Origin of the sequence: Clostridium sp. AF36-4, from assembly GCF_003435975.1 — a bacterium.
In the GTDB taxonomy this organism is placed as follows: domain Bacteria; phylum Bacillota; class Clostridia; order Lachnospirales; family Lachnospiraceae; genus Eubacterium_F.
In genome coordinates this window covers 1-18,246 of sequence record NZ_QTVH01000002.1, presented here as the reverse complement: position 1 = coordinate 18,246, position 18,246 = coordinate 1, and the positions used below count along the sequence as shown (strand labels likewise).

Annotated in this window: 17 protein-coding genes; 8 read left to right on the top strand and 9 right to left on the bottom strand. The window is 42.0% G+C overall.

The window, feature by feature from the left end:
* Positions 1-116 precede the first annotated feature (116 nt).
* Positions 117-1,220, top strand: coding sequence for a prephenate dehydrogenase (locus tag DW005_RS01250; protein ID WP_117477972.1), 1,104 nt, complete (start codon positions 117-119; stop codon positions 1,218-1,220).
* Positions 1,221-1,223: 3 nt separating this feature from the next.
* Here the strand turns inward: DW005_RS01250 and DW005_RS01245 are convergent, their stop codons facing one another.
* Together DW005_RS01245 and queA are read right to left on the bottom strand one after the other, a co-directional pair.
* Positions 1,224-2,117: a diacylglycerol kinase family protein gene (locus DW005_RS01245; protein WP_117477848.1), complete on the bottom strand. Its 894-nt coding sequence runs from the start codon at positions 2,115-2,117 to the stop codon at positions 1,224-1,226.
* A gap of 12 nt (positions 2,118-2,129) precedes the next feature.
* Entirely contained in the window at positions 2,130-3,161 is a 1,032-nt protein-coding gene (queA, locus tag DW005_RS01240) for a tRNA preQ1(34) S-adenosylmethionine ribosyltransferase-isomerase QueA (protein WP_117477847.1), read from the bottom strand.
* A 173-nt stretch (positions 3,162-3,334) separates the two neighbouring features.
* On the opposite strand from queA, the gene DW005_RS01235 reads away from it, so the two are divergent.
* Together DW005_RS01235 and DW005_RS01230 are read left to right on the top strand one after the other, a co-directional pair.
* Positions 3,335-4,849, top strand: coding sequence for an exopolyphosphatase (locus tag DW005_RS01235; RefSeq protein WP_181974905.1), 1,515 nt, complete (start codon positions 3,335-3,337; stop codon positions 4,847-4,849).
* Positions 4,850-4,853: 4 nt separating this feature from the next.
* Positions 4,854-6,914 carry an RNA degradosome polyphosphate kinase gene (locus DW005_RS01230; RefSeq protein ID WP_117477845.1) on the top strand — a complete coding sequence of 687 codons (2,061 nt, stop codon included), beginning with the start codon at positions 4,854-4,856 and terminating at the stop codon, positions 6,912-6,914.
* Here the strand turns inward: DW005_RS01230 and DW005_RS01225 are convergent.
* The gene (locus tag DW005_RS01225; protein WP_117477844.1) at positions 6,904-7,491 is read right to left on the bottom strand and encodes a ribonuclease H family protein; all 588 of its coding nucleotides are present in this window, start codon (positions 7,489-7,491) and stop codon (positions 6,904-6,906) included. The two genes, DW005_RS01230 and DW005_RS01225, sit on opposite strands and share 11 nt — an antisense overlap.
* A gap of 1 nt (position 7,492) precedes the next feature.
* Entirely contained in the window at positions 7,493-8,200 is a 708-nt protein-coding gene (locus DW005_RS01220; RefSeq protein ID WP_117477843.1) for a 16S rRNA pseudouridine(516) synthase, read from the bottom strand.
* 66 nt (positions 8,201-8,266) lie between these two features.
* Here DW005_RS01220 and DW005_RS01215 point away from each other — a divergent pair, with 66 nt between their 5' ends.
* A complete protein-coding gene (locus DW005_RS01215) occupies positions 8,267-8,851 on the top strand; it encodes an N-acetylmuramoyl-L-alanine amidase (RefSeq protein ID WP_117477842.1) in 585 nt (194 codons plus the stop codon).
* Here the strand turns inward: DW005_RS01215 and DW005_RS01210 are convergent.
* On the bottom strand, positions 8,840-9,676 hold the full coding sequence (locus DW005_RS01210) for an undecaprenyl-diphosphate phosphatase (RefSeq protein WP_022377374.1): 837 nt from the start codon (positions 9,674-9,676) through the stop codon (positions 8,840-8,842). The genes DW005_RS01215 and DW005_RS01210 overlap by 12 nt on opposite strands.
* Before the next feature lie 153 nt (positions 9,677-9,829).
* Here DW005_RS01210 and DW005_RS01205 point away from each other — a divergent pair, with 153 nt between their 5' ends.
* From DW005_RS01205 to DW005_RS01190, 4 genes are read left to right on the top strand one after another with little or no spacing between them, the layout of a single operon-like run.
* Positions 9,830-10,564: a phosphatase PAP2 family protein gene (locus DW005_RS01205; RefSeq protein WP_242989334.1), complete on the top strand. Its 735-nt coding sequence runs from the start codon at positions 9,830-9,832 to the stop codon at positions 10,562-10,564.
* Entirely contained in the window at positions 10,548-11,588 is a 1,041-nt protein-coding gene (locus DW005_RS01200) for a lysylphosphatidylglycerol synthase transmembrane domain-containing protein (protein ID WP_117477841.1), read from the top strand. Before DW005_RS01205 ends, DW005_RS01200 begins: the two co-directional genes overlap by 17 nt.
* 17 nt (positions 11,589-11,605) lie before the next feature.
* A complete protein-coding gene (locus DW005_RS01195; RefSeq protein ID WP_022377377.1) occupies positions 11,606-12,229 on the top strand; it encodes a CDP-alcohol phosphatidyltransferase family protein in 624 nt (207 codons plus the stop codon).
* A gap of 12 nt (positions 12,230-12,241) precedes the next feature.
* Entirely contained in the window at positions 12,242-13,108 is an 867-nt protein-coding gene (locus DW005_RS01190; protein WP_117477840.1) for a phosphatidylserine decarboxylase, read from the top strand.
* Between the two features lie 167 nt (positions 13,109-13,275).
* Here the strand turns inward: DW005_RS01190 and ptsP are convergent, their stop codons facing one another.
* Genes ptsP through pfkB form a run of 4 tightly spaced genes read right to left on the bottom strand, consistent with a single transcriptional unit; the run spans position 13,276 to position 18,189 of the window.
* A complete protein-coding gene (gene ptsP / locus DW005_RS01185; protein WP_117477839.1) occupies positions 13,276-14,892 on the bottom strand; it encodes a phosphoenolpyruvate--protein phosphotransferase in 1,617 nt (538 codons plus the stop codon).
* Positions 14,893-14,933: 41 nt separating this feature from the next.
* On the bottom strand, positions 14,934-15,191 hold the full coding sequence (locus DW005_RS01180; RefSeq protein ID WP_022377380.1) for an HPr family phosphocarrier protein: 258 nt from the start codon (positions 15,189-15,191) through the stop codon (positions 14,934-14,936).
* Positions 15,192-15,210: 19 nt separating this feature from the next.
* Positions 15,211-17,259: a fructose-specific PTS transporter subunit EIIC gene (locus DW005_RS01175; protein ID WP_117477838.1), complete on the bottom strand. Its 2,049-nt coding sequence runs from the start codon at positions 17,257-17,259 to the stop codon at positions 15,211-15,213.
* 15 nt (positions 17,260-17,274) lie between these two features.
* Complete coding sequence (gene pfkB / locus DW005_RS01170; protein ID WP_022377382.1) at positions 17,275-18,189, bottom strand: 1-phosphofructokinase; 915 nt, start codon at positions 18,187-18,189, stop codon at positions 17,275-17,277.
* Positions 18,190-18,246 lie beyond the last annotated feature (57 nt).

The window sequence follows — 18,246 nt, the reverse complement described above, 5'->3', positions numbered from 1 at the left end:
ACTTTTTTCACTTCTATTGTATGAATCCACATTCTCCGTGTCAAGCAATTGTAATTTACCCAAAAAGGTGCTAAACTATGTTTATTAACTTTGCAAAGAATGGAGATTATGATGCTATGAAACATTTAGAACTTGGCTTTGTCGGATTCGGACTCATTGGCGGTTCCATCGCAAGAGCACTCAAAAAACAAAATGAGGATGTGTCTGTACACGTCTATTCCAGACGAAAAAATCCGGCACTTGATGAGGGCATGGCGGAAGGAATTATTGATTCTATCTGGTATGAAATTGATGAGCGTTTTTCCACCTGCGACATCATTTTTCTCTGTGCGCCGGTTCTAAAAAATACAGACTATCTGTCCGTCTTAAAACCGCTGTTGAAACCTGGCTGCATTCTTACCGATGTTGGAAGTGTAAAGGGAAATATCTGCAAAAAGGCAGCCGAACTTGGACTTAGCCGCCAGTTTATCGGCGGACACCCAATGGCCGGTTCCGAAAAAACGGGGTTCGAAAATTCCACTGATATTTTGTTGGAAAATGCATACTATTTATTGACACCATTTGAGGAGACGCCGTTAGAAAACTTGTCTCTGTTAAAAGAATTGGTAGCAAAAACCGGTGCAAACTGTGTCGTTTTATCACCATCGGAACATGATAAAATCACTGCTGCCATCAGCCATGTGCCACACATTATCGCCGTTTCCCTGGTTAATATGGTTCGCACAAGTGACAACGAGGAGCAGAATATGAAAGCGTTTGCCGCCGGCGGTTTCAAAGATATTACAAGAATTGCCTCGTCCTCTCCACAAATGTGGCAGGATATTTGCTTAGCAAACAGCGAAAGCATTGATTATTTTCTCTCCCATTTTGAAAAGCAGATTGAAGATTTCCGCCACATGATAGCAGAAAAAGACGGTGCTTCCATTCAGGATGAATTTCACACAGCAGGCGACTACAGGGATTCCATCCCGGCAAAGAAAAGCAGTGTAATTGCCCGTTCGTATGATTTATTCATAAACATCGATGACCGTGCCGGCGCCATTGCCACAATCGCCACGATTCTGTCCGTGAACGGCATCAGCATCAAAAATATCGGCATCATTCATAACCGTGAATATGTAGATGGTGTTATGAAACTGGAACTTTACAAAGAAGATGATGAGAAAAAAGCAAGAGAGCTTTTAATCCAGAATCGATATGATATTGTGGATAGGGATTAACACCTATCCACAAAAATAAGTAATTGCCTGCGGATGATTTTGAATCACCGCTTTTTTATGTTTTCCACCATTTTCCCCATCCAGCGTATACGCTAACGCTTCCTTACAACTGATTTCCACATGGGAACTGTGTATCACCTTCACCTGCGAATTTGCTTTTCCGTGCAGTAAAAATGCCATTACCTGATTCAACTCAATCGGATTTTTCGGTGTTTTCACAAAAATCCCATCAAGCAGACCATCTTTTAAACTGACACTGTTTTTCTTATATAATTTTAATCCTGCTACCGATTTTGCATTTGTCACCATACCAAGAATACAATCCTGCTCCCAAGTTTCCAAATCTGTCTGCACCTTTATATGATAACTTTTGGTTTTTCCCAACTTTACCGCACCATCTAAAATATAGGCCGTCTTTCCAAACAAGTTTTTCGTCGCCTGTGGTGTTTCATAAGAAACCGAGGTAAAAGCTCCAAATGCCGCTACATAAGAAAAGAAATTACCGTTCATGTCCCCGACATCATAAGCACTCTTTTTGTCCCCCACCGCAATCTGTGCACAGGGAATCACTCGTTTTGGCAGCCTGATACTATTTGCAAAATCATTCACCGTTCCGGTTGGAATATAACCACAGGCCGGACGCATATCGGGTGGCAGAGTCATCAATCCATGAATCACCTCATGCAGTGTACCATCGCCGCCGCTGCATATCACACGGTCACAGCCGATTCCCTTTTGTATGATATATTCGACTGCATCTCCAGCCTTCTGTGTTGCCGCAATCGAAACATCCCACTGTCTTTTCATCATCATATCTATGATATCGGCAAGTTTGTTCCGCAAAGTCCCCTTTCCGGCACGCGGATTATAAACGAATAATACCTTTTCTTTTTCCATAAAAATCCCTCACTAGTCGTCCAATATAATCATCGCATCTCCAAACGAGAAGAACCGGTATCTCTCCTGCACTGCTTCTTCGTACACACGCATAACCTGCTCTTTTCCTGCAAGTGCAGAAACAAGCATTAAAAGCGTTGATTCCGGCAAATGAAAATTCGTAATCAGCACATCCATCATTTTGAAAGAATAGCCCGGATAAATGAAAATATCGGTATCGCCCTGTCCCGGTTTAAGCACACCATTTTCATCGGCAGCCGACTCAATCGTCCGGCAGCTTGTTGTTCCCACGCAGACAATCCGTCCACCGGCCTGTTTTGCCTTGTTAATTTTATCTGCCTCTTCTTTTGTCACCTGATAAAATTCAGTATGCATATGGTGTTTCGACACATCATCCACTTTTACCGGTCTGAAAGTACCAAGCCCGACATGAAGCGTAACATTTGCTACAAGTACTCCTTTTTCCTCTAATTTTTGAAAAAGTTCCTCCGTAAAATGGAGCCCTGCCGTTGGGGCTGCTGCCGACCCTTCGTATTTTGCATAAACGGTCTGATAACGGTCCTTATCTTTCAATGTATGCGTAATATAAGGCGGAAGCGGCATCTGTCCGAGTTGATCTAAAATCTCTTCAAAAATCCCCTCATATCGAAACTGAATCAAACGGTTCCCATCCTCTTTGACATCGATAATTTCTCCTGTCAAAATTCCATCCCCAAAAGAAATCACAGCTCCTTTACGCGCTTTTTTTCCCGGTTTTACAAGAGTTTCCCAAACATCATTCTCCATGCGTTTGAGAAGCAGAAGTTCAATTGTTGCCCCGGTATCCACTCTGGTTCCGTATAATCTTGCCGGAATTACTTTCGTATTATTCCGCACCAGGCAGTCTCCCGGCTTTAAATACTCTACAATATCCGTAAACACTCTATGCTCCACGCGCCCGGATTTCCGATGCAGTACTAAAAGTCTCGATGAACTTCTGTCCTCAAGCGGGTCCTGCGCAATCAATTCTTTTGGTAAATCATAATAAAAATCACTTGTTTTCAACCGTCTCATCCTCTCTTTTTTTCTGTTCCCCTATTGTAGCACATGCGATGATGGTTTTCAATTCTCGAATTTTACATAAAATTTACGTGAAAATCAGATAAATACGTCTTTCCATTTTTGCAAATTCATTGTAAAATAGAAACAAAGAAATTGGTTTCAGAATGGAGGTATTTATGGCTTCTACAACTTATGCGGCAATTCATGTCGGCTCAAATGAATTATGTATGAAAATATATGAAATGTCCCGTCAGAATGGAATTCGTCAGCTCACTTATGTACGCCACCCGCTCAGTCTTGGTGCGGAATCGTACACCAAAGGAGTCATTTCCTATCAGACACTTTCAGAAATCTGCAACACACTAAACGATTTCAAACGGATTATGACAGAATTTCATACTGACAGCTGGGACGTCTGTGCCACCAGCGCAATGCGCGAGGCAAAAAATGTTTTAGTTGTCACCGACCAGATAAAAATCCAGACAGGATTCAAAGTAAAACTTTTCAGTAACAGCGAGGCAAGATTCCTTTACTTCAAAGGAATGGTTCACAATGAAAAACAATTTGAACCACTCAGTGAAGAAGGGTGTCTCGTTCTCGATATCGGTGCCGGCAGTGTCCAGCTCTCTCTTTTTCAGAACGGACATCTGCAGCTGACGCAAAACCTTTTACTTGGTTCTTCACGTATTCAGGAACTGCTGTATGCAATGCAGGATGAAGCCTATGATTACGATGCTTTGATTGATGAATACATTGAAAAGGATTTGTCTTTATTTAAACGGCTGAATTTAGATAAAAAAGAGATTCACTGTATTTTGGCAGCCGGTGAAATGATTCCGGAAACCTACTACCACATGAAGGAAACAAAAAAAGACTTTGAAGGCTTTTTGCCGGATAAAATATTTACCAAAAAGAAAATGTTAAAATTAATGGGTAATATCCATGCACAGTCACTTCTGCCTACTTTGCTTTTAATGCGCAAAATCACACAGCTTACGGATTGCCAGAATATTCTTCTCTCTCCGATTAATCTTTGTGATGGATTGGCCGCTGATTATGCAGAGCAAAAGTTCCGTCTTTCCTGTGGACATGATTTTACAGAGGATATTCTGAGTGCTTCAAGAAATGTGGCACAGAAATACGAAGTTGACTTAAGCCACATCGACACCGTGCAGACCCTGGCACTCCAGATTTTTGACCGAATCAAAAAAATACACGGTCTTGGAAAACGCGAGCGCCTACTTTTACAGCTCGGTGTCATTCTTCACGGCTGTGGTGCCTATATCAATGCACTGCACGCAAGAGAATGTTCCTATCACATTCTTTTGTCAACGGAGATTATCGGAATCTCTCATAAAGAACGTCTCATCGTTGCCAATATGATTCGCTATAACGATGAATCTTTTCCTTCCTTTGAAGAATTGGACGGTGATTTTTCAAGAGAAGAATATATTACAATCGTAAAATTGAATGCAATTTTAAAAATTGCTAATGTATTAGACAAAAGCAATCGTCAGAAAATTAAAAATGTCGGTGTATCCGAGCGAAATGGAATACTGACAATCACGGCGGACACCATGGCGGATATCACCTTGGAAAAAGGACTCTTCTTACATAAAGCAGATGTCTTTGAGGAAGTCTTTGGTATCCGGCCGGTACTAAAACAAAAACGAACAGGAAAGCGAGGATGATGATATGACCCAAAGCGAACGATTTACTAACCGCGAGTTAAGCTGGTTAGCCTTTAACAAGCGTGTTTTGTCCGAGGCAAAAGACAACCATCTTCCGTTGATGGAACGATTAAAATTTTTAAGCATTACCGCCTCCAATCTGGATGAATTTTTCATGGTCCGCGTTGCCTCTCTGAAAGACCAGGTAAATGCCGGTTACACAAAAAAAGATATTGCCGGTATGACCAGTAAAGAACAGATTGATGCGATTTTGAAGGAAACTCACAAATTTACAACAGCTCAGTATAATACCTACAACCGTTCTTTTCTTCCTTCATTAAAGAAGAATGGCTTAAAAATCGTCACAGAATTTGAAAAACTAACGGAAGAACAGGCAGACTACGTTGACAACTATTTTCAGAAAGAAGTTTTCCCTGTCCTCACTCCGATGGCTGTGGATTCTTCCAGACCTTTTCCGTTAATCCGCAACCGCTCGCTTAACATCGGTGCACTGTTGATGGATAAAAAGAAAAAGGGAACCATTGATTTTGCCACCGTGCAGGTTCCATCCGTTCTGCCGCGCGTTGTTACAATTCCGACCGATGGCGATAACTGCACCACTGTAATCCTTTTGGAGCAGATTATCGAAAAGAACATTCAAAAACTATTTTTGAATTATAAAGTTCTTTGCCAGGCTCCATTCCGGGTAATGCGAAATGCCGACCTCTCCATCGACGAAGACGAGGCAGCAGACCTTTTAATTGAAATCGAGAAACAGTTGAAGAAACGCCAGTGGGGCGAGGCAATCCGCTTAGAAGTCGAAGATAATATCGATAAGCGGCTGCTGAAAACGCTCCGAAAGGAATTGAATTTAAGTGAAGATGCCATTTTCAAAATTAATGGTCCTCTTGACCTGACTTTTTTAATGAAAGTATATGACATCGAAGGTTTTGACCACTTAAAAGAACCAAAATATACACCACAGCAGCCAAAAATGCTGGATGCCTCAAGAGATTTATTTGAGCAGATACGGGAACATGACATTTTGCTTCATCACCCGTATGAAACCTTTGACCCGGTTGTCAATTTTGTAAAAAAGGCGGCAAGCGACCCAAATGTACTTGCAATTAAGCAGACACTTTACCGTGTCAGCAGTCATTCACCGATTATTGCTTCTCTGGCGCAGGCAGCAGAAAATGGGAAACAGGTGTCTGTGCTCGTTGAATTAAAAGCACGTTTCGATGAGGAAAATAATATCGTGTGGGCGAAGAAATTAGAGAAAGCCGGGTGCCATGTTATCTATGGACTAGTCGGCTTAAAAACTCACAGCAAAATTACACTGGTTGTCCGCAAAGAGGAAGACGGCATCCGCCGTTATGTCCATTTGGGAACCGGAAACTATAACGACTCCACCGCCAAACTCTATACCGATATGGGTATGTTTACAAGTAAAACCCGCTACGGGGAAGACGCCACGGCTGTCTTTAATATGCTCTCCGGCTATTCTGAGCCGCTTGTATGGAACAAACTGTCCTTAGCCCCCCTGTGGCTGCGCGGCAAGTTTTTGTCCTTGATTGAACGTGAAAAAGAACATGCCAAAAATGGACGCACGGCAAGAATTATCGCAAAAATGAATTCCTTGTGTGATCCGGGAATTATTGAAGCACTCTATGATGCCAGCGAGGCAGGCGTGGAAATTGATTTGATTGTACGCGGCATCTGCTGTCTGCGTGCCGGAATCAAAGGCTTAAGTGAACATATCCGTGTGCGCTCCATCGTTGGTACCTTTTTGGAACATTCCCGCATTTTCTACTTTGAGAACAATGGAAATGCCGAATATTATATGGGAAGTGCCGACTGGATGCCAAGAAACTTAGACAAACGTGTAGAAATCTTATTCCCGGTTGAAGATCCTATATTGCAGGAAGAGATTTACCACATTTTACACATACAGCTCTCGGATACAAAAAAAGCCCACCTTCTCATGCCGGATGGACACTACGTGAAGGTAGACCAGCGAGGAAAAACTCCTCTGAATTCACAGCTGTATTTCTGCGAAGAAGCAATGGCAAACGCTAAAAAATAACGCTTTTTGCCAGTTCATCCGCAAGGTCATTGTACTCATCTCCGGAATGTCCTTTGACCTTTTGAAAATGAATGATTAGTTTATCCTTTAGGGAATCAAAGTATGCTTTATAGGCTTTGGTTCCCTCTTTATTTGTTTTCCATTCTCCGGTACACCACGAGGCAATCCCTTGATAATCATGGACAATCGTAAGACTTTCCGCCCCCTGTTCTACCGCCATCTTCATTGCCACCTGTGCTCCGAGAATTTCGCCTGCCACGTTCCGCATAGCAGCAAGTTCTGAGTCGGTTCCCTTTTCGCAGTACTCTGTTTTTTCCCCTTCAAAAAAGAACACAACACCGCAGCTGTACTCACCGGTCTCGACATTGTAACTTCCATCTACATAGGCAAGTGCTTCATCTTCTATCTTATTCTCTTTCGTATTATTTCCTAAGAAAGCTTCCGCTTCTTCTTTTGTCGGAAAACTTTTAAAAGACGCATTAGCAAATCCATCCACCTGTGCCTTGCACGCATCCCAGCTTGTATAAATTCCCGGCGTTCTTCCGGCTCTCACTGCATAATATTTTTTCTTCGCCATCTTATTCTCCCTCTTTTAATTGGTTGATTTCATTTTCTGTTAATTTCCGGTATTCCCCCGGTTTTAAGGCAGGGTCCAAATTTATTCCACCAAATGATACCCTTGCTAATTTTGTCACCTTTGCCCCAAAAACAGCAAACATCCGCTTTACCTGGTGAAACTTTCCTTCCGAAATCGTAAGCCTTGCGTGCCCGGATTTCATGAGTTCCAGTTTTGCAGGCAGCGTTTTTTTCCGCTCTCCAATTTCCAATCCTTCCGCAAACAAAACTACTGCATTTTCAGGCAAAGTTCCTTCGTAAATCACATCATAAACTTTTGCCACATGATAAGCCGGCGATAACAAACGGTGTGCAAGCATTCCATCATCCGTCAAAATAAGAAGGCCCACCGTATCTTTGTCCAGACGCCCCATCGGAAATAATTCCCGTTTCATCTCCGGCAGTAAGGAAAGGACGGTACGCTCCTTCTCATCTTTTGTTGCCGAAACCACACCTGCCGGCTTATTTAACATATAATAAACGAACTCTTCTGCCCTAATCTCTTTTCCGCAGTAAGTCACATCTTCTTCCCTGTCAATTTTACAATTCGCCTGTTTTACGACTGTTCCAGCCACGCAGACAAGTCCGCGCCGAATCGCCTCTTTTGCCTCTTTTCTCGTTAATTCTACATAAGTAGAAATATACTGGTCTAACCTCATCTGCCTCCCCATTTTCACCGCACCTTTCTAACTGCATATATTGATAGCAAACTCTTTTACCGGATAAGGAGCAAACTTATGCCCATTCGTATTTATATCGACCAGGGACACAATCCCTATGGTTTTAACGCCGGTGCCGAAGGATTTGGATTACGGGAACAGGATATCACCTATTTAGTTGGTGCTTATCTTGCAAACATTTTAAATGCGGATTCCCGCTTCACTGCTATCACATCCCGCACATCACCGGATGAAATTTTAGGTTACGACACCAACTCAAGTCTCAGAACCCGCACCGAGCAGGCAAATCAATGGGGGGCTGACTACTTTTTAAGCATTCACACAAATGCCAATGTAAATCCCGCCATCAACGGTACGGAAGCATACGTCTATGCCGTCAACACGCCTTCTTATGAACTCGCCGTCAATATCGTAAATGAAATTGTAAAACGTTTAGGTACAAAAAACAACGGTATCTATGCCCGTCCTTCCCTCTACGTATTACGGCGGACCAATATGCCCGCCGTCCTCATTGAACTGGCTTATCTCTCAAATGAAGGCGACGCCGCCCTCTTAGCCGATAAACCATATGAATTTGCTTATGCCATTTATGTTGGTCTTCTGAATTACCTTGGTCTTCCTCAAATCCCTTTATTTGAATAGGAAGAAGTAAACAAGGACAACAACACCTAACACAATTCGATAATAACCAAATGCCTTAAAATCGTGTTTACGGATATAACTCATGAGGTATCGGATTACAAACAGAGACACCACAAAGGCAACTAACATACCAACGAGTAAGGTCACATAACCCATGGCACCAAAGCTTAATCCACTCTTTATAATCTTTAAGACACTTGCACCAAACATAACCGGAATTGCCAGATAAAAAGTAAATTCTGCTGCTGCACCACGAGCCACACCAAGAAGCAAGGCACCAATGATGGTAGCACCGGAACGAGAAGTTCCCGGCACAACAGCCGCTAATAACTGAAAAATACCAATGATAAGCGCAGTGTCATATCCGATTTCCGTTACCGAAGTAATTGCCGGTTTTCTTCCCTTATTCCAGTTCTCAACAATAATAAATAAAATACCATAAACAATCAACGCACCTGCCACAACATACGCATTGTAGAACACCTCGTCAATCCAGTCATCAAACAAAATGCCTACAATTGCTGCCGGAAGACATGCCACGATAATCTTAAACCACATCTGCATAATCTTCCAGTCAATAATGGATTCGCCCCGCTCTCTCTTTGTAAAACGGAATGGCCATATCCTGCTCCAAAACAAAAGAACAACGGCTAAGATAGCACCTAACTGCACAACAACCAAAAACATTTGAGAAAACTGTTCATCCTGAAATTTCAAAAATTCTTCCACTAATATCATGTGTCCGGTACTACTTACCGGCAGCCACTCGGTAATTCCTTCCACAATACCCCAGATCACCGCAACGAAAACATCGAAAATTCCCATTTTTATCCTCCATTTGCTAAGCAATATATTTTCTACTGTCCCATATTTTAGCACATCCCCTGTCTCAAAACAATCATAAGTTGCAAAAAGAAAAAAAATATTGTAGAATAAGAAGAGTATGTTTTCAAAATGAACAAAAAAGAGGATATGATTATGTATCAATGGATGAAAAAGTACCTTGATCCAATTTGTCCACTTTTTGCCATCCTGCCACTGTTATCCTGTTTTGGATTAAATATGCTTATTTACAGTGGAACGATGGTAATGTGTGCAGACTGGTATCATTATGACCTTACCACTTCTTTGGATCAGGCAATACCACTTGTTCCGGGCTGGATGCACATCTACTTTGGATGTTTCCTGTTCTGGACTGTGAATTATATTATGGTTGCCAGAATTAACCGGAATGACCCGGACACGTTTTATCGTTTTGTTGCAGCCGATATGATTTCCCGCCTTGTCTGCGGAGTTATTTTTATGGTATTTCCAACAACAAATGTACGACCGGAAGTAACAGGCACAGGATTTAGTGTCTTTCTGCTTCAGTTTTTATACGGATTGGATCAGCCGACAAACCTGTTTCCATCCATTCACTGTCTGGTAAGCTGGTTTTGTTACACCGGCATCCGGGGACGCAAAGAAGTACCTGCCTGGTACCGTGCATTTTCCTGCATTTTTGCTCTGCTGGTTGTCCTTTCAACACAGTTCACTAAACAGCATTATATTGCCGATGCCATTGCCGGTATCCTGCTCGCAGAAGTTCTTTCACTTCTCACACGCAGAGTTAGCTGGTATCGCGCACCAAAGTTAATCTTCACTTGGGTAAACCGGCGGTTGCTTTATGTATTGATTCGAACAAAAGGAGTAGCACGTGAGCAAAAAAACTAAAAGAAATTTATTTAACGCTCTATTTTTGGTAGCTTTGCTTGGTTTAACCATCTGGGCTGTTTTTAAAGACCAGGACTTTGGCGTTATTTTACACACACTCTCCCAGATTGCACCGGGATTTTTGTTAGCTGGCTTTATTCTGGTAATTGTGTATGTGTGCAGTGAGTCTGTTATTATTAAATACCTGTTAAGTACCGTGCAGATTAAAGTTCCTTTATTTAACTGCATCCGTTATTCTTTTGTAGGTTTTTTCTACAGCTGTATCACCCCGTCAGCAACAGGCGGACAGCCGATGCAGATTTACTACATGAAAAAACAAAACATTGATATTCCAACGGCTACTATCATATTAATGTTAGTAACGATTGAATATAAATTTGTACTTGTTTTCATCGGATTGGCGGTTGCCATATTCGGACAGGATCTTATCACATCGCTGAGTGTTGACGTTCAGTTTTTTCTTTATTTAGGAATTGCACTCAACGTATTCTGTGTACTATTTATGAGTTTACTGGTATTCCTGCCCGGCACGGCAAAATATTTAATCACCAAGGGATTTGCTCTCTTAAAGAAACTTCACCTGATGAAAGAGAAAAATAACCGCACCGAGCGCTTAGAGCAGTCGATGGAAACTTATAAGGGAGCCTCTCGCTTCTTAAAGGAAAATAAACTTGCGATTTTTAACACAACGATTATTTCTTTTATCCAGCGCTTCTTCCTTTTTGCGATTACTTATGTTGTATACCGAAGCTTTGGGCTGAATACGGAGACTTTCTTCACTATTACAATTTTACAGGCAGTCATATCCATTTCTGTTGATATGTTACCACTGCCGGGTGGAATGGGAATCAGCGAGGGACTTTACCTGCGTATCTTTACCCCGATTTTCCACGGAACGGCTATGACAACCGCTTCGCTGCTTGTCAGCCGCGGATTCAGTTATTACATCCTTGTAATTGTTAGTGGTATTGTTTCCTTTATCACACATTTGACTGTCACAGATAAAAGTAAAAAAACAGAGTAAAAGAAAAGAGGATATTTATGATTGGATTTTATAATTATTCAGTAATTGTTACCTACATAGGTGTAGCGCTTTCCGTAAGCGGTATGGCACTTGCCAGCACCGGTCAGTTTAAGTTTGCCATTTTATGTCTGGCACTTGCCGGCGCCTGTGATACTTTCGATGGAAAAATTGCACGTGCTATGAAAAACCGGACAAAAGAAATGGAAATTTTCGGCATTCAAATCGACTCTCTCTGCGACATGGTGTGCTTTGGAGTAACTCCGGTTATCATTTCCTATCAGATGGGTCTGAATTCTGTCTGGGGTATTGCAATTGAAATTTTGTTTGTTCTATGTGGTGTAATCCGCCTTGCTTATTTTAATGTATTGGAAGAATTAAAACATACCAATCCTGAAACCGACCAGGCAAAAGGCTATCGTGGTCTGCCAATTACAACAATTACAATTATTTATCCAATTGTATATTTGTTTCACCCATTGGTCAGCCATGAAACATTTCTTTTATTCCTTGCCATCATGCACATCGTAGTTGCTTTCCTGTACGTTCTTGATTTTAAACTCAAAAAACCGGGCAACAGTGTAATTGCAGCCATGATGGTACTTGTGACCGCTGTGATGGTTTGCATTTTATTTGTCGAATAATAAGGAGGACTTATGGATTACATTGATTTACAAGGGAAAAAAGTAAGTAATATAACAAACCAGGATAAATTATTATCCTTTTTATACACCAACATTTTGGGGCGTATGCTCTTAAAACCATTGATTCAGCCGCAGGTTTCCAAACTTGCCGGACGCTATCTTTCGTCTGCCCTCTCGAAATGGCTGATTCCTAAATTTATTGAGCGCAATGAAATTGACATGGATATTTATGAAGAGTGTGACTACTCTTCTTTTAATGATTTTTTCACCAGAAAAATTAAGCCGGACTGCCGGCCTGTTCCGGAAGACCTTGACGTGCTTATCAGTCCATGTGACTGTCTGGCAACGGTTTATCCGATTCAGGAAAACACAACATTTTCCATCAAAAATACAGAATACACCCTGCGTTCTCTGCTTCGCAGTCCACGCTTAGCAAAACGTTTCCGTGGCGGGTATGCCTACGTACTCCGCTTAACCGTGGAAGATTATCACCGCTATCTTTACTCTGTGTCCGGGAAACAGTCGAAAAATTATCACATCGACGGAACTTTCCACACGGTAAATCCGATTGCCAACGATTACCTTCCAATTTATAAAGAAAACACGCGCGAATACACAGTGATTCGCTCAAAAGAATTTGGCGATGTACTTCAGATGGAAGTCGGTGCTCTCTTAGTTGGCAAAATTTCAAACCACAAACAAAGCACAGTCGTAACCCGTGGAGAAGAAAAAGGATTCTTTGAGTACGGTGGTTCTACAATCGTCGTGCTCACTCAGAAAGGCCGTGTTACACCTCGTTCTGACTTGCTGACAAACAGTAAAAACGGCTATGAGACAAAAGTCCTTCAGGCACATCCACTTGGTATTCTTCCTCATTAATGAAGAAAGATTAAATACGCCAAAATCACACTAAAGCCACAGGCTAAAATCAACATATCATGAAATTCATTCAACATAACAATCATCCTCTCACATATTTTATGAGAGGATGATATCACAGACAGGTGTACAATAAAACGTGCACTTTTTTATTGGCTTTTTTCTCTTTAATCTTCAATATTTCTGACTGCTTCTCTAACTTTTAAAACCATCGACGGACTCACGGACAACTCATCAATTCCCATTGAAACAAATGTTTCTGTCAAGGACGTGTCTGCTCCAAGTTCTCCGCAAATACCAACCCAGCATCCCTCTTTATGTCCATTTTCAACGACCATACGGATCATGCGGAGAACTGCTTCATGGTGAGAATTATAAAAGTCGTCCAATTTCGGATTCTGCCTGTCAATTGCTAACGTATACTGAGTCAGATCATTGGTTCCAATGCTGAAAAAATCAACTTCTTTAGCAAGTAAATCGCTAATCATTACCGCTGCCGGCGTCTCAATCATGATTCCCAGTTCTACTGTTCCATACGGAATTTCCTGCTCATCAAGTTCGCTCTTGACTTCATTTACAATTCGTTTAATCACTCGCACTTCATCGACTGAAATAATCATCGGAAACATAATCGATAATGTACCATAGTGGCTCGCACGGTAAATGGCACGAAGCTGTGTGCGGAAAATATCCGGTTGCTTTAAGCAGATACGGATCGCACGATATCCAAGTGCCGGATTGTCTTCTTTGTCTAAACCGAAATAATCTACCTGTTTGTCCGCCCCAATATCCAATGTTCTTACGATTACTTTTTTACCGGCCATCGTTTCTACAACTGTCTTATAAGCCCGAAACTGCTCTTCTTCCGTTGGAAATGTCTCGCTTTGCAGATACAAAAACTCACTGCGGAACAAACCAATTCCATTGGCATCGTTTGCCAGCACCTCGGCAACATCCGATACACCGCCAATGTTGGCATACAGATTGATTTTCTTTCCACCCTTTGTAATAGTCTCTTTGCCTTTCAGTTCCAGAAGAAGTTTCTGTTTCTTTTCTTCTTCTTCCTTCTGTTTCTGATAGCGTTCAAGTGTTTCTTCATCCGGTTCAATGTAAACCTTTCCGTCAAATCCATCAACAATTGCCATTTTACCGGAAATATCTCCCGGAAAATCCACGCCGATTAATGCCGGAATATTCATTGTACGGGCTAGAATTGCTGTGTGGGAATTGGTCGAACCGTGTTTTGTAACAAACGAAAGGACAAGACTTTTATCAAGCTGTACCGTCTCACTTGGTGCCAAATCCTCTGCCACAAGAATCACCGGCTCATTTCCGGTTATTCCACCGCTCTGCTTTCCCATTAAAACACGAATCACACGATTGGAAATATCTTTTACATCCGCTGCACGCTCTTTCATGTAAGCGTCATCCATACCGGAAAACATCGCAGCAAAATTGTCTCCTGTCGTTGCCACTGCGAACTCTGCATTTACCTTTTGTGTCTCAATCATATTGCGGATAGATTCGATATAATCCAAATCATCCAACATCATCTGATGTACATCAAAAATCATGGCGTTGGCTTCTCCTACTTCTAGGAGTGCCTTCTCATACAGTGCCTTTAATTCCTCTTTTGCTTTTTCTTTTGCATTCTCAAAGCGTTTGATTTCCTCATTTGTATCTTCAATTGTCTTACGTTTTACCGGGTCATCGCCCTTTTCAAAAAGGGCGATTTTTCCGATTGCGATTCCACCAAAAACACTTTTTCCATCCAATACAATCATAGTACCTCCAATCTAAGGTATCTAACAATTACCTTAACACATTACAGATTTTCCTGTAAAAATGCGCTCAATTTTTCAATTGCTGCGTCTTCATCATCACCATCTGCTCTCAGTACAATTTCCTGGTCTTTCTTTACGCCAAGTCCCATAACACCAAGGATTCTTTTGGCATCCACTTCTTTGCCATCTTTACTAATTGTTACTTTGCTTGAAAAGGCTGCTGCCTCTTTTACAAACATTCCTGCCGGTCTTGCGTGAATCCCCTGCTCATCTTTAATTACATACTTAAACTCTTTCATCTTCATTTCCTCCTTTTACTTATGCTTTCGCATCCTTTTTGATAAATCCTAACATCACTGCCGTCACAGCGGAACCAACCAGCCATGCGACAATATATAATAACGGCTGTCCAACGGTAGCGAATACGAACACACCACCATGCGGAGCCATTAAGGTACATCCAAAGAGGGCGGATAACAAACCTGCCACACCGGCACCAGCCATTGTACACGGAATGACATGCAGTGGGTCAGATGCTGCAAATGGAATTGCGCCTTCGGTAATAAACGAGCATCCCATTACAATGTTGGAAACGGCGGAACCCTGCTCTGCTTTTGTAAATTTCCGAGGGAACAATTTGCAGGCTGCTGCAATACCAACCGGTGGAACCATACCACCTACCATGATGGAAGCCATTGCCATATAACATGCCTGAACTGCCGGGTCAGAAGCCTGTGCTCCCTGTGCCATCATCTGCGATGCGGTTGCTAACATACCGGAGCCAAATACATAAGCTGCCTTGTTAATCGGACCTCCCATATCAATCGCCATCATAGCACCAAGAATCAAACCAAGAACTGTAATCATACCGGCATCGGAAATGCTTGTCAGCATATTGCTAAGTCCTGTATTAATCAAACCAATCAGTGGATTAAATACCATTGTCATCAATATACCAATCAGGAAAATACCAACGAGCGGATAAATCAGTGTCGGTTTAATTCCTTCCAAGGAATCCGGCAATTTACTGCACAATTTCTTTAGTCCTAAAACGATAAATCCTGCCACAAAGCCGGCTGCAATACCACCAAGGAATCCGGATACGGTATTCCCACCATTTTCTCCAACAAAAGCAAAATTTGAAATGAATTTTGAAAATCCACCAAGACTTTCATTGGCAAATACATATTTCGCCAGGACTGCATTTCCATTTGCTGCTAACAAACCACCGGTAAAACCAACAGCAAGTCCCGGTCTGTCTGCAATTGAATAGGCAATATATCCGGCCAATACCGGAACCATAAGTCCCATGGAAAAATCGCCAATATACTTAAACAATGCGGATAATGGTGTACATGTGCCAAAATTTCCACCACCGGTACCACCATAGCCACAAAGTGTATCAATCAAAAATGCAATAGCTATCATAATACCGCCACCAATTACAAATGGAAGCATGTGTGAAACACCACTCATCAGATGCTTATAGGTCGCATGTCCAATACCCTCTTTTTCCGCTGCTTCTTCTTTCGGAGCAGTTTCTCCGCCGCCCTCATATAACGGTGCTTTTCCGTCTACGATTTCACGAAGCAATTCTTCCGGTTTATTAATTCCATCGGCAACCTTAGTAACAACGGTTGGTTTTCCCTGAAAACGATCCATCGGCACCTGCGTGTCTGCCGCTACGATAATACCATCGGCACGCTCAATTTCATCTGTCGTCAATACATTTTTTGCACCGCCGGCTCCTCTTGTCTCTACCTTAATCGAGTAACCTAATTCTTTCGCCTTTTTCTCAAGTGCCTCTGCCGCCATATAGGTGTGTGCAATTCCCGTAGGACATCCGGTCACTGCCACAATATAGTGTTCGGAATTCGACTGTTCTACAACAGTATCATTCTCATTTTCCGAACCTTTTTCTGCCTCTTCAATAATCTGTTTAAATTCAGAAACACTCGTTGCCTGACGAAGTTTATTGGTAAAATCTTCATCCATCAGAAGAACTGACAAACGACTCAGCACATCCAAGTGCACATTATCTTCTGTGTTTGGTGCCGCAATCAGGAAAAACAAATGTGCCGGTTGTCCATCTAACGATTCAAATTCAACCCCATCTTTTACAACCATAGCTGCAAGTCCCGGTTTGATAACCGCATCCGATTTGCAATGCGGAATAGCAATTCCCTCACCAATACCAGTGCTTCCTTCCTGTTCTCTTGCATACACACCCTGACGATACGTCTCTTTGTCCCTCAACTTTCCGCTCGCATCCATCAGTTCCACCATTTGGTCAAGTGCTGCCTTTTTGTCTGCCACTCTACCATCCAGCAAAATGCTTCTGTCATCTAATAAATCAATAATTTTCATACTAATTCTCCTTTCTTAAAAATCAAATATATGTGAACGTCGTACCTGCTCCACTTCTTCTCTCGTTGCCAACTGGTCTGAAAATGCGCTTGCGCTTCCCGTGCAAAGTCCCATTTTAAAGGCTTCCGCATAATCGCCTTTGGCTAAATACCCGGCAAGAAACCCGGCTACCATCGAATCTCCTGCTCCCACTGAATTTTTCACAACACCATGCGGTGCCTCACTGGTAAATACGCTGCCATCACTGCCAACAAATACAGCGCCTTCCCCAGCCATGGAAACAATGACATTCTGTGCTCCCTTTTTCTGCAATTCCTTTGCATATACAACCGCTTTTTCTTTACTGTCAATCATGATATCAAAAATTTCCGAAAGCTCGTGATTATTTGGCTTTATCACGAATGGATGATACGCAAGCACATTCATCAAAAGATCCTTTGTCGCATCCACAGCAATTTTAATCCGCTTGCTCTGAAGCCTTGACATGATATCTCTGTAAATCGACTGCGGCATTCCGGAAGGTATGCTTCCCGCAAGAACAAGCACATCGTCGTCTTTCAATGTATCCAGCTGCTCATACAACAATTCCAAATCTTCCTTCCGAATCACTGGTCCCATTCCATTGATTTCGCTTTCCACATCGGAACGAATCTTAAGGTTAATTCTCGAAGTTCCATTTTCAATATGAATAAATTCGGTTGAGATTCCCTTTTCTTTCAGAAGCCGCTCAATCTCCTGTCCGGTAAATCCGGAAAGGAAACCAAATGCCGTCGTTTCATATCCCAGGTTTTTGAGCACCATAGATACATTAATTCCTTTTCCTCCGGCATAAATATCTTCCTGCACCGTGCGGTTTACTTTGCCGAGTTCAAAATTCTCCACATGAATGGTGTAGTCTAAGGAAGGATTAAATGTTACCGTGTAAATCATTCTTTGTCACGTATAATCCAATTATCCTCTTTTGAGGGTAATGGATTATTCTCCTTT